Source organism: Mycoplasmopsis adleri, from assembly GCF_045276205.1.
In the GTDB taxonomy this organism is placed as follows: Bacteria; Bacillota_I; Bacilli_A; order Mycoplasmatales; family Metamycoplasmataceae; genus Mycoplasmopsis; species Mycoplasmopsis adleri.
In genome coordinates, this window is record NZ_CP174162.1 from 286,364 (window position 1) to 299,895 (window position 13,532).

Genomic DNA, 13,532 nt, shown 5'->3' on the forward strand with positions numbered 1-13,532 from the left:
TGAGTTAATCATGCTTTTAATCACCCGATTTATCGTTTAAAAAACGATATTTTTATTTTACGTTTTCAAGGTATTGATTTATTTGACTTTTATCAACTCGTCCACAAGCCATATAATCTAAATATTTATATATGAGTATTAAATTATAATTTATAATATTAATTATGTTAGGAGTAGACTTAGCAAAAATTAATCGTTTTGATAATGTTAGTGACGATTTTATAGAAAGATTTTTATCACCTGCTGAAATTATTGAATTTAACAAAATTAAAGATAATTCAATTTTAAGAAGTAAATATGCAGCAACTCATTGAGCCATTAAAGAAGCGCTTTTAAAAGCTGATGGCAAACTTAATAAATTTAAGGAAATTTCAATAACTAAAATTGATGGGAAATACCATTTTTTAGATTTTGAAATTTCAACTTCCAATGAGGATGATATGGTAATCGCTATAGTTTATAAAAATTAAGGAGGAAGAATATGTTCATAGTTAAGATGATATTTTTCTGATGAATATTTCTTTGAAACTATTGAAGAGTAAATGTTTATGCTAGAAAATATCGTAAGGATCCAAATTACTATCCAACAATGCAAAGATACAACTGATTATTAAAGAAAACAAAATTATTCTTATGATTTTACGGAGTAAAAGTTAAAGTTGAAGGTTATGATAATTTAGGAAAAGGACCAGCAATTTTAACACCTAATCATAAATCAAATATTGACCCAATAGTGCTTGTTTATGCCCTTCAAAAGCAAACTAAAGAAGAAGCAGTTGATCATAAAGTGCCTACATTTATTGCTAAAAAAGAATTAACTAAAAAAAGAATTACTCGTAATGCTTTAAGCTTATTAGACACTTTTTATGTTAATAAAGACAACTTAAGAGAAACAATGCAATCGCTTAAAGATTTTGGAAATTTTGTAAAACAAAACTTAACTTTTGGTGTTATTTTCCCAGAAGGCACTAGAGTTAAAGAAGATGGTTTAGGTGAATTTCATCACGGTGCATTTAAAATAGCTCACGATAAATACTTACCAATTGTACCAGTTGCTATTTCAGATACAAGAAATGCACTAAACCCTAGAAGATTTAAAAAATGTGTAATTACTGTTAAATTCTTACCAGCTCTTAAACCTTCTACATTTATGACTATGGAATCACAAGCAATTGCTAATAAAGTTAAAGATGCTATTGAAAAAGCATTGAAAGAAGGTGAATAATTATGGCTAGACTTACAGATTCACTATATGCAACTAATGATCATAAATATGACATTAAACTTGAAAACTTTGATGGACCATTAGACTTACTTTTAGCGCTAGTTCAAGAAAAGAATGTCGACATTATGGAAGTTGACGTTGCTGAACTTGCGACAGCTTATTTAAAAATTATTGAAAACTTAAAAGAAAATGAAATTGATATTGCAAGTGATTATTTAGTTATGGCAGCTACCCTGCTTGCCTTAAAAGCAAAAATGATGCTTTATACTCCTGAAGAAAAACCAGAAATTGAAGAAGACAAGCGTGAATTGCTTAGACGTTTATATGAATATCAACAAATTAAAGAAGTATCAGTTGTATTAAGAGAACAAGAAAAATTAAGAAAAGAAATATTCATTAAAGCTCCTAGTGATATTGATGAATTTTTAGTAGATGACGATAAAACAGCTCTTGACGGAACAAGTAACCCTCTTAAATTAATTACTGTTTTAAGAAAAATGTTCGAAAGAACATATGCTCAAAAATTAAGAAAAACTAAACTTGAAACTTTTAATTTAACTCCTAAAGACCAGATTCCATTCATTATGAATCTATTTGATTCATGTGATAAAGTAACTTTTGAAATGATATTTAGTCAACCATCATTAAATCACTTTGTGATTACCTTACTAGCTGTTTTAGATCTAGCTAGAAGACAAATAATTATTATGAAACAAAACGAACAATTTGGTGAAATAACTTTTGAAAGAGGACCAGAATATGAAAAATAAAATTCTTGAAGCTTTATTATATGTACAAGGTGATGAAGGCTTAACACCTCAACAAGTTAAAGATATTTTTAACTTAAATACCTTAGCTGAAGCTAGAAAAGTACTTAATGATTTTGTAAAAGCTTATAATGATCAAGATGGTGCATTAAAAGTAGTTGTATTTAACGAAGTTTATAAATTTGCTACTAGAGAAACTTACAAAGAATACATTACAAAAATGGTGCAAGTTGTTAAAAAACACCGTTTATCAAATGCTGCTATTGAAGTAGCAGGTATTGTAGCTTACAAACAACCTGTAACTCGTTCAATGATTAACAACATTCGTGGTGTAGCTAGCGAACAAGTTTTAAATACTTTATTAGCAAAAGGTGTTGTTGAAGAAGTTGGTATTAGCCCAACCCCAGGTAACCCTGTGCTTTATGGTATTACTAACAAGTTCTATGATTACTTTAAAATTAAATCACTTGGTGAATTACCAAAATTAACTGAATTCAACTTTGTTGATGGAGTTGAAAACGAATCTGAAGACTTCAACTTATTTGATAGTCAAAGAATGGATAATAACTAATAAAAAATGGTGCTGCTTTGGCACCATATATTATTTTTGAGGCAAAAGTGATAAAACTTATAGCAAAAGCAGATGATGAAGGACGTAAATTGTTTAAATATCTTCAAAGTGTATTTAAACATATGCCGACTTCTCATCTTTATAAAATTTTAAGAAAAAAAGATATTAAGATTAATTCTAAACGCACTAATGATGAGAATTTAATTTTACATGCAGGCGATTTAATTGAAGTTTATGGTGTAGAAAATGATGATTTAAATTTATATACTTATGATGCTTCAATTAAATTAACTAGTGAAATTATTTATGAAGATGACAACATCTTAATTTTAAATAAACAAAATAATGTTGAAGTGCATGGTTCTAAAAATTCATTAGATAACCAAGTCTTATCATATTTAAATTACAAGCAAGATTCAGCATTTAAAGTTAGTCATGTTGGGCGTTTAGATAAAGAAACTAGCGGGTTAATTATATACGCTAAAAATTATGCTGCAGTTACCGAATTAAACAGTAAAATAGGCAAATTTGACAAAATATATACTTTGAAAAGTGACTATAATGAACCTGATCAAATAGTGTCTTTTTATATACATCATGATGAAAAATTAAAGAAAATGATGGCGACAAATCAGCCATATTATCCTGATGATAAAAAAGCTGAAACCTACATTTTTAAAGAAAATAATAAGCTTTATGCGAAATTATTAACCGGCAAAAAACATCAAATAAGAGTGACTATGGCTTATTTAAATTGACCTATCTATGGTGATAAAAAATATGGTGGGAAACCAGACAAAAGATTGTTTTTACATTCATATAAATTAACTTTTAAAAACCTAGAAGGAAAATTAGCTTATTTAAATAACAAGACTTTTATTTGTGAACCTAATTGATAAAAGGAGTAATTATGAAGCAAATTACAAAAGAAGAATTGAAAACAATTGTTAAATCAATTGAGCTAGACACTAACGATGCTGTTTTAGACCAAATTCTACTTTTATGAAAAGATCTTTCAAAAAGAATAGATTCATTAAATGATTTTGATACAACAAATGTTAAGCCATTAAGCCATATTAATGAAGTTCCAATTGTAGATTTTCTTCGTGAAGATGAAGTAAATACAGAATTAGTTAGCATTAAAAAACAAGATTTATTAGACAACACAAAAGAACATGATTCAGATTATATTATTACTAATAAGGTGGTGAAATAATGAAATTAAAAAACTTAGGTAATTTTCAAGCAGCCTTAAAAGAATTGAAAAACAATAAAAATAATTGCGTTGCTTCTTTATATAATAAAGAACTTAAAGATGGTAAAGGTGTTTTAGATAATGCTGTTTTCACAATTAAAGAAAACTATGCAACTAATGATCAAGTTGCTACCTCTTCAAGTAAAATCTTGTTAAATTTTAAACCACATTATAATGCTACAGCTGTTCAAAAACTTATAAATGCTGGGGCTTTAAGAGTTGCTAAAGTTTATTGTGATGAATTAGCTTTAGGTGGTACAGGAACTTATAGTGCATTTGGTTTAGTTAGAAACCCTTTTGATAAAGAAAGATTAGCAGGTGGTTCATCGAGTGGATCAGTTGCTACTTTAACTGATAATGTTTCTTTTGCATTAGGTTCTGATACAGGAGACTCAGTTAGACTCCCCGCTAGTTATAATGGTAAAGTTGGTTTTAAACCTAGCTATGGAGCTATAAGTCGTTTTGGTTTATTTGCTTTTGCTTCTAGTTTAGATACTGTTGCTTATTTTGCTCACAACGTTAATGATATAGCTGTGCTTTCACAAGTTTTATATGGCAAAGATGAAAAAGATATGACTAGCGTTGAGGTTAAAATCAATAATATTACTAAAGCAAAACCTAAGAAAATTGGTGTATTAAACGTTAATTATTGCGAACCATTTGTTAAAGAAGCTTTAGACGAATTAGTCAATAAATTAGGCAAAGAAGTAAAAGTTGATGTTATCGAATCTGATGAAAAAATCTTAAAAGCTATTAAACCGGTTTATGAAGTTATTTCATTTTCAGAAGCATCAAGTAACTTATCTAACTTAAATGGTATTGCTTTTGGAAATAGATTAAATGGTGCTAATTGAGAAGAAATTATGACTAATACTAGAAGTCAAGGTTTTGGAAAAATGGTACAACTTCGTTTAACACTAGGTTCATACTTCTTACATGCAGATAATCAAAAAGAAATGTTTATTAAAGCTCAACAAGTTAGAAGAATTATCAAAGATTATTTTGATAACTTACATTCAAAATATGATATTTTAATTTATCCGGCTTATGCTGATGTTGCTCCTTATATTGATAGCGATAAAAATAAAGATCATAGCTATATGGAATATATTTTAACCGGTTCAAACTTAGCCGGCAATCCTTCTTTAACAATTCCATGAATTAAAAAAGGTAATTTATTTGTTAATTTAGCTGTGGATTCAAAAATTTATGAAGATGAAAAATTGCTTTCATCTGCTTTATGATTAGAAGAATTTTTAGGAGGTAAACATGAATAATTTTGAAGTTATTATTGGTATTGAAATTCACTTAGAATTAAATACAAAAACTAAAATGTTTTCTCCATCTAAAAATGATTTTAATGCAGAACCAAATACTTGCGCAAGCCAAATCGATTTAGGATACCCTGGAACCTTACCATTAGTTAATAAAGAAGCAGTTATTTCAGGTGTTAAATTAGCTAAAGCTTTAAATATGACTATTGATGATGAATTACACTTCGATAGAAAAAATTATTTTTATACAGACTTACCTAAAGGTTACCAAATAACACAGTTTTATAGACCTATTGGTTCAGAAGGATATCTATTTATAGATACATCTAATGGCAAGAAAAAGATTGAAATTGAAAGAATTCATCTTGAAGAAGATACAGCAAGACAACACCATGATGAATATACTAAATTAGATTACGACCGTGCTGGCGTTCCATTAATTGAAATTGTTTCACATCCTGTAATTCGTTCAGCTGATGAAGCTGTTGCTTATGTAGACATGATTAGAAGAATTGCCTTGAGTTTAAATATTTCAAGTGCCAAAATGGAATTAGGTTCTTTAAGAGCAGATGTTAATATCTCACTAAGACCTAAAGGATTTAATGGTTTTGGAACTAAAGTTGAAATTAAGAACATGAACAGCTTCAGAGCTATTAAAAATGCTATTGAATATGAAATTGAATGACAAAAAAATATGATTTTAAATCATCAAACCATTCAACAACAAACTAAAAGATATGATGAAGCAACTCAAAGTACAGTTTTAATGAGAGTTAAAACAGGTGCTATTGATTACAAATATTTCCCAGAACCCAATATTCCTTTTATTAAATTAAGTAAATCATTTATTAATAATGTTAAATTAAATGAATTACCTTGAGAAAAAGAAGAAAGATATAAAAACGAAGGAATTCAAGACATTTATATTAAAAGTTTAGTTAACGATCTAGAATTAGCAGAGTATTTTGATTCAATCAAATATGCCGATAGAAATAAATTAAGCAAGCTATTTTTTGCTGAAATAGTATCATTAGCTAATTCAAAAGGAATTCATCCTACAAAGTTAAATATTAAAAATAAATATCTTGAAGGTGCTTTGGCGGAACTTGATAAAGAAAATATTTCAGGTAAATCATTTAAAGCATTAATACCTTTATTAGTTAACTTCGAAGGTGATTTAATTGCTTTAATCAAAACAAATAATTTAATGCAAATTAGTGATAAGAAAACAATTACTAATTGAATTAATGAAATTATTAGTCAAAATGAACAAGTAGTTGCTGAGTATCCTGAAAGATCAGAAAGAGTTATTAAGTTTATTCTTGGTAATTTAATGAAGGTTTCAGGTGGTCGTGTAAATCCTACAAAAGCAAATGAAATTTTAATTGATATACTTAAAAATAAATTTAACTAAAAAGTTGTTTTATACTATTTTATAGTTATTTTAGCCAAAATCATTTGGCTATTTTTTATTATGAAAATTTTTCACATTTGCAAAATAATTATTTTAATTAGATTAAAAACAGATTTAAAATATTTATGTGGTGAAAATAACCACAATGGAGGTATCCGTTTAAAAAAGATGTATGAAAATATAATGAATGAATGTAAAATTCATAAAAATCAAAAATTTATAGTTGGTTATATTTTAATATCATCATTTGAAATTATAAATATATTACTTGGTATCTTAATTAGCGTTATATATTTTCAACATAACAAATTTATAATATGAATTTTTCTTGCTATTTTATTTATTTTATGAATTGTTAAAATAATTGTTATAAATACATGTAAACACGAAATGATAAATTTGTGATTATATATGATTCACACAAGAAAAATCACTTTTTATAAGTTTATATTGCTTTTTTATTGTTTCACTAATTATAAGAAGAAGCTTAAAGAAATCATAGAAGAACAGAACAAGAAAAATCAAAAATATGACATTTTAGCGAAACTTTTAACCGCATATAATCAAAACATAATTATTAAAGGGAGTTATTCATTAATAAAACAAAATGTAATATTTAGGGCTCCTAATGATTTAGATTTTATTTTGAATACCTTTGATGAATCTTTAAAAGCGAAAAATGATTTAATTGATACTATGATTAATCATTTGTTTGATGATTATGAAACAGGAAGAAAAAACACAGAAATAAAAAAATCTTGAAAATTAACATATAAAAGTGATTCTTTTTTGCTTGAAACAGTTGTTATTGAAGATATTGATAATAATTCAATAATAGAAATAGATAACGTTAAGTTTACCGCGATTGAACATTCTTTTTGTAGCAAATTTTTCCAATTATTATCTAATGCCTCTGGATTAAATAAAAAAGATCCTAAAGATTTAATTGAAGATTTAGAGTGCATATTAAATCGTTTTACTAAAAAGGATTATCCACAATTGATAAAATCATTTATCAAATTTTTGCATTCAAATATTAAGTTTCAAATTCTTTCATTTTCTTGAACACCGCTAGATGCTTATGAAAATATATACAAATTTGTATCAAATAGCAAAAAGATTTTAAAGTGTAAGAAATTATTAGATTTTCTTTATAGAACCCAAAATAATGATGAAATAGAATTTGAAGTTGAAAAATTTAAATTAATTTATGCAATTAGAAATTATCAATTTGAAATTTTTAAAATATGTCAATTTGAATATGGATTGGATATTAAAAATTATGGAAATATATTTCATATACCAATTCAAATGAAAGAGTATTTTATAAAGAAAATGAATGGTATTAAATTTATACCTGAAAATTTTTTAAAATTGAATCCTGCTCAAAATTTTATAGAGTTCGAGGATTCTGAATATTTTTATTTTAATTTTATGAGATTTATTGACATTTATTTACGTCAATCAATCTAGAAAGAAGTCATCATGATTGTTTATAATGAAAAAATAAACGATGAATCAAACATTGAACAAGATCAATATAATTTAAAAAACATTATTGATGAATTTTTATCGAAAATAGCTCAATATGGAGTTGACGTAAGTCTTTTTGATAAAAATACAAATAAGTTCGTAAAAGATATTTCAAAAATAAAAAATTTGAATAATCTTATTTTAATTCAAAATGAAAATAAAAAGAATATAAAGAATGAGAATATAAAAGCTAATTTTCTTAAATCTAAATTAAATTTAAAATCAATTTCTACTAATTATTTATATGCAGCGGAAAGAAGCGAAAGTATTTTATCTGTTTTAAAAGAATTTACAAATGAGATTTCTGCAGATATGAATAAGGTAAAAGATTTAGAAGAAAAAATGAAAAAAGAAATTAAGAAAATAAATGCTCAAAAAATTACTGCTGCCACTGTTGCCTCGATATTCAGCATAGCTGGAGCAATTTTGCTGTTCGTACCTGGCGTTAATGCCATTTCTACACCTATTGCTGCTTTAGTTTCATATGTTGGAACTGTTGGCAGTATAGAAAGTGATGGAGGCTTGACAATAGCTAAAAAGCAATTACTTGAAATTAGTTCTGATATATTGATACTCTCTGATTGCCTCGACATTGTAGCGAAAGAAGGCGGGTCATTATATGACATGATAGAGTCAAACAGATATCAAGATTTATCTTATTTGAATAAAAACTATGATTATATGAGTAAAATTATACATGTTATAGATTCACTGAAAAAAATACAAAAAATATTTGCAAAATACTCAATACCATATAATGATTATAGAATGGGCGCACTTATTCAATATTTATCAAACGCTAAAGATAACGCTAATTTAATTTTGAGGGATTATGACGGATACTAAAAATAATGATTTTACAATATCAAAACAATCATTTGAAAAATACAAGAAAAAAACAAATACATATCTAATATCTCTTTCTGTCACATATGCTATTGTTATTTTATTTACTATTTTAATATCTGTAATTAAAATCGAATGATTCAATAAAACGCGATATATAGCCTTTTTATCAGTAGGCGCATTGTGAATAATTTTATCAACAATATCTTTATTCGTTAACTCTTACTTATTGTGAAACAAAGTTATCGGAAAAAATATTTCATACATATATTGCAAGCTTTTTCTAAGTACTTTAAAAGAACGCCACAAAATGATGAACTATTTAAGACTTGCTTGAATAAAAGAAAATAATATTAAAGTTGAATACAATCAACAATATGAATTATTTAAAAAAGATTTAAGTCAGATAATAGACACATTAAAACAAAATAATTTAGATTTAGTTTATGATCAAAGAATCAATTTAATTTTAAATGGAAATCATGATTATTTTTGAAATAATAAATTTGATTTATTTATACATAAACAAGGTTTTGAAAGTTTTAGAAAAGTTTTATTGGAAAATTTTGACATTGTTGAGTTAAAACCAAACAGCGGTTATTTAGCTTCTTATATAATAAATATTCCTTATTCAGCGAACACTTTTACAATAAATATAAAAGTTTTAACCTCTGATAATACAATCAATTTTGAAGACACAAATTTTAAACTTGAATCTTATTCAGATTATTTCTTGAATATATTAAAAGAATATTCATTAAAAACTGAAATTAAGAATCCAAACGATCAAGTTGATGCGATATATGATATTTCATTATTAAATGAATCTGCCATGTCAAATAAAATAGATATTAATGTACTAAATGATTTTGCAAATAAATATTGCACAAATCTTGAAGAGATTTATTTCAACCTGCTTAAAATTTGCAATTACATTTTAGATTTAACCAATTTACGCAATATTTTTAAATTAAGAGGACAATATGATTATCAACACAGTTCATAATACAACTATAAATAAAGAAACAAGTGAAATAAATAAATTTAAAACACACGGCTGGATGCAATTATCTTCTAAAGAAGATTTAGAGACAACGGATTTAAGCATTATAGACACTTTATATGATATGACTATTCCGATTAGAAAAAATTATGACGCTATATTAGATACAAATAAAAAATTAAATGACGAATATTTTGATAGCAGAATGTCAGAATTTTTGACAACCGTTTCTTTAGTTACATCTGTTTTTGGCAATTTAGATGCTCTTTCGAAAACATCATCTGCAGTATTAAATACAATTTCAGGCGGGACAGCATTCGCTGATATTGTTCGTGACGCATCGAGCGGGAATAATTTTGCAAAATTAATTTTGGCTTTATATGATGTCAAAAACTTAAGTTATAATTTAGAAAAGTTTGAAACATCAGTTATTAAATTAAAGAATATTTATACATCCACTAATTATGAAGACATGTATAAAATTCATGAAAGCACCGCTTATATTGAATGTATTATTAATATTTCAGATTCATTAACAATAATATCATCTATTTTTAAGTCAAATCACATTCCTTTTAATGAGTATAGAATTAACAGACTATTGCAATATTTAAATCAAGCAAAATGAGGGTCTTCATATTTAAAAGGAGTATATGATGGTTATTAATTGATTAAATTTAAAAGCATCTAAAAAACAAACATTAAAATGTTTATGATCAACAATACTTTTATTTTTTACTTTAATTGTTATGCTAGCTTGGTCAATATGCGATACATTTTTAGCGGTAGACACGATAAACCTTCAAATAACTAGGAATGAGATATTCCGCGAAAAGCACCCAGTTTCATATTTATCTGCCTATATCGCAGCAGCAATGTGAGTGCTTTCAATAGTTTCAGTATTTTTAAGTTTTTTTCTAGGATTCAAAGTAATCTATAATAACACTATAAAAGATGAAAGTTATTTACTATATAAAATATCTTTATCAGATTCAAAAAATAAATCTTTTTGATATACATTAATGAAAATATCTTTAGCAAATCCTAAATATAAAAGAAACCTTTTATTTCAAACAATGGAAGCTATGTCTAGAAATAAAAGAGAATTTTTCAAAGATATCGAATCATTTAATAATTCTCATAAAGTTAAAAAAATTTTATTTATTAATAATATAGATAAAAGTCATGCAATAAATGGAACCAATGAACTTTGAATTGATGATGATGAACTTCGTAAAGAATTTTTAAACGAATATTTATTCAAAAAATATGATTATAAAAAAATATTTGTTCTAGGTAACAAAACCTTTTATCAATTTTCTCTAAAAGATCAATCGGCTAATTTTACAATTGTTTTCAATAACAAACTTCCAGATTTTGATTATAAAATCAAAGAAAATGGTGAACTTGAAACAGATTTACAAAAATACTATTTCGATGGATATCTTTCTGCTTTAAATAAACTAAATACCTTTAACATAAATGATTTATTGATATTGGATAAAAAACTTAAATCAGAAAACTTTAGTAAAGAGTTTAAGAATTATTACGTTTCCTTAAAATCGAACCAAATTCAAATAATAAAACAAAGCAAATCATTCAAAAACATTCTTATTAATCTAACTTTAAAAACATCTGATTTAAAAAACTTAGATAATTTTATAAACAATTACAACTAAAAAATAAAGAAGTGCAACACATTTGAAACTTGTATTTATAATGTGCGGCGCTTTTTTAATACTAAGTCTAATTAAAACAATTATATATATGTTGTTTTGAATTGAATTGCCTATTTATCCTGAGTTTCCAAGTTGGAGCTCTTTTTTTATTACTTTTTTCAGTGTTATTTATATATAAATAAAAAAAAGTTATTTTTTAACATAATTACATTGTAATTTGTGGTATAATAAAGATATGAAAAAAGACAAATGACTATTAATTTCAAGAAAAAATAAGAACTCTACTTACTTATCTTTAGCACTTTCAGGAGGATTTGGCAAAGGTTATAAGAAATCTATCGGTATCGGTACAGTTGAAAAATGAGAAAAATATTGTTCTGATCCAGTAGAAAAAATTAAAAAACTATCTCAAAACTACAATACTGATTGAGATAGAAATATGATAATTAGACAATTAGAGTTAGATATAAGCAAGGTTAAAATTGAAACAAAACAGTTCAATTATGGATATGATTTGTTATACAGTTTCTTAGAAAAATTAAATCCTTTTAAAGATGCTAAAGTATCAAAATCCAAGTATTTAAATGATTTATTAAAATATATGATTTCAAATAGAATTGTAAATCCGGGTAGCATGCTTTCATCCTTTAAAAATAAAGACAAATTCAATATAAATTTAGAAGTTGAAAAGACGACATTTTATAATACTTTAGACTATTTAGCTGAAAATAAAAATAACATTTTAAAGAGTGTTAACGATACATTGATCAAAGATAAAAATAGAAAAATAGATATTATTTGATACGACTCTTCAACGGTATATTTTGAAAGTTTTGTAAGAGAAGGATTGAGATATCCAGGTTATTCTAAAGATGGAAAATTCAAAGAAGATCAAATTGTTTTAGGTTTAGCAACAGATGAAAACGGCATTCCAATTCACTATAAATTATTCAAAGGGAACACTGCTGATGCATCAACATTTATTAATTTTATTTTGAATATAAAATCACAATATGAATTAAACAAAGTAACACTCATTGCTGATAGAGGAATGAGTACAAATAGAAACATAAGATTCTTAGAAGATAACGATATTGATTACATTTTATCTTATAGATTAAAAGCGGCTTCAAATGACCGAAAGACCTTTGCAATAGATGAATCCGGCTATTTTGGAGACAATAATTTTAAATATAAAGAAACTACTTTTTATTCGTTTTGAAAGAATAGAAGAGCAAACGGACACAAGAGAAGATTGGTAGTAACATATAGTAAAAAAAGAGCATTAAAAGATAAAAATGATAGACAAATTTTAATCGATAATTTTATTAAAAGACAAGATAAAGACGGACTAGTTCATGATCAAGTAATGTTCGGTCAAAAGAAATTTAAATTCTTCGAAAAAGTTGGTGGTAAAGGTTATTACAAACTTAACTATGACAAAATTATCGAAGATGAAAAGTTTGACGGATATTATGCTTATGAAACCTCTAGATTTGATTTATCACCTGAAGAAATTGTGAATTTATATTCAAAACAATGACAAATAGAATCAAACTTTAGAGCTTTAAAAAGTGCTTTAGCTGTAATACCTATTTATGTATGAAGTGAAAAGCATATTGAAGGTCATTTCGTACTTTGCTTCTTATCTCTTGTTTTATTAAATTTTGTTATTTATTATTTAAACAAAGGTTTGAAAGAACTCGGTGTTGTAGATGAAAAAATCACAATCAAAAAATTACAAGATGTAATAAAAGAAACAATCAAAACATGCAAGATTATTGACGGAAAAATTGAAAGTGAAGAATATATTATTAACGACAACAATAATCAAGCAATTCAAGATTATCAAACATATTTAAGAATTTTAAATGAATTAAAATTTTAAATTATTAAAAACAGCTCATCAAACAGATGAGTTGTTAAAAATTACATTGTAAAAGTTGGAAACTCGGGAATTGCCTA

At 25.7% G+C, this 13,532-nt stretch carries 14 protein-coding genes; all 14 read left to right on the forward strand.

What is annotated here, in order from left to right:
* Positions 1-164 precede the first annotated feature (164 nt).
* Entirely contained in the window at positions 165-470 is a 306-nt protein-coding gene (locus ACJA22_RS01210) for a 4'-phosphopantetheinyl transferase superfamily protein (RefSeq protein WP_406617313.1), read from the forward strand.
* Between the two features lie 11 nt (positions 471-481).
* Positions 482-1,225 (forward strand): lysophospholipid acyltransferase family protein, encoded by a 744-nt coding sequence (locus tag ACJA22_RS01215; RefSeq protein ID WP_406617314.1) that lies wholly within the window; start codon positions 482-484, stop codon positions 1,223-1,225.
* Between the two features lie 2 nt (positions 1,226-1,227).
* The gene (locus ACJA22_RS01220) at positions 1,228-1,995 is read left to right on the forward strand and encodes a segregation/condensation protein A (RefSeq protein ID WP_406617315.1); all 768 of its coding nucleotides are present in this window, start codon (positions 1,228-1,230) and stop codon (positions 1,993-1,995) included.
* Positions 1,985-2,563 (forward strand): SMC-Scp complex subunit ScpB, encoded by a 579-nt coding sequence (scpB, locus tag ACJA22_RS01225; RefSeq protein WP_406617316.1) that lies wholly within the window; start codon positions 1,985-1,987, stop codon positions 2,561-2,563. Before ACJA22_RS01220 ends, scpB begins: the two co-directional genes overlap by 11 nt.
* Positions 2,564-2,610: 47 nt before the next feature.
* Positions 2,611-3,462 carry an RluA family pseudouridine synthase gene (locus ACJA22_RS01230; RefSeq protein WP_406617317.1) on the forward strand — a complete coding sequence of 284 codons (852 nt, stop codon included), beginning with the start codon at positions 2,611-2,613 and terminating at the stop codon, positions 3,460-3,462.
* 11 nt (positions 3,463-3,473) lie between these two features.
* The gene (locus ACJA22_RS01235) at positions 3,474-3,779 is read left to right on the forward strand and encodes an aspartyl/glutamyl-tRNA amidotransferase subunit C (protein ID WP_406617318.1); all 306 of its coding nucleotides are present in this window, start codon (positions 3,474-3,476) and stop codon (positions 3,777-3,779) included.
* The gene (locus tag ACJA22_RS01240) at positions 3,779-5,095 is read left to right on the forward strand and encodes an amidase family protein (protein ID WP_406617319.1); all 1,317 of its coding nucleotides are present in this window, start codon (positions 3,779-3,781) and stop codon (positions 5,093-5,095) included. Before ACJA22_RS01235 ends, ACJA22_RS01240 begins: the two co-directional genes overlap by 1 nt.
* Positions 5,088-6,506, forward strand: coding sequence for an Asp-tRNA(Asn)/Glu-tRNA(Gln) amidotransferase subunit GatB (gene gatB, locus ACJA22_RS01245; protein WP_406617320.1), 1,419 nt, complete (start codon positions 5,088-5,090; stop codon positions 6,504-6,506). The genes ACJA22_RS01240 and gatB overlap by 8 nt, the downstream gene beginning before the upstream one ends.
* Before the next feature lie 411 nt (positions 6,507-6,917).
* Positions 6,918-7,979: a hypothetical protein gene (locus ACJA22_RS01250; protein WP_406617321.1), complete on the forward strand. Its 1,062-nt coding sequence runs from the start codon at positions 6,918-6,920 to the stop codon at positions 7,977-7,979.
* A gap of 12 nt (positions 7,980-7,991) precedes the next feature.
* A complete protein-coding gene (locus ACJA22_RS01255) occupies positions 7,992-8,885 on the forward strand; it encodes a hypothetical protein (RefSeq protein ID WP_406617322.1) in 894 nt (297 codons plus the stop codon).
* Positions 8,886-9,195: 310 nt separating this feature from the next.
* Entirely contained in the window at positions 9,196-9,891 is a 696-nt protein-coding gene (locus ACJA22_RS01260; RefSeq protein ID WP_406617323.1) for a hypothetical protein, read from the forward strand.
* Positions 9,869-10,555, forward strand: coding sequence for a hypothetical protein (locus tag ACJA22_RS01265; protein WP_406617324.1), 687 nt, complete (start codon positions 9,869-9,871; stop codon positions 10,553-10,555). The genes ACJA22_RS01260 and ACJA22_RS01265 overlap by 23 nt, the downstream gene beginning before the upstream one ends.
* Complete coding sequence (locus ACJA22_RS01270) at positions 10,542-11,567, forward strand: hypothetical protein (RefSeq protein WP_406617325.1); 1,026 nt, start codon at positions 10,542-10,544, stop codon at positions 11,565-11,567. Before ACJA22_RS01265 ends, ACJA22_RS01270 begins: the two co-directional genes overlap by 14 nt.
* Positions 11,568-11,802: 235 nt before the next feature.
* Positions 11,803-13,455, forward strand: coding sequence for an IS1634 family transposase (locus ACJA22_RS01275; RefSeq protein ID WP_406617326.1), 1,653 nt, complete (start codon positions 11,803-11,805; stop codon positions 13,453-13,455).
* The last annotated feature ends 77 nt before the right edge of the window (positions 13,456-13,532 follow it).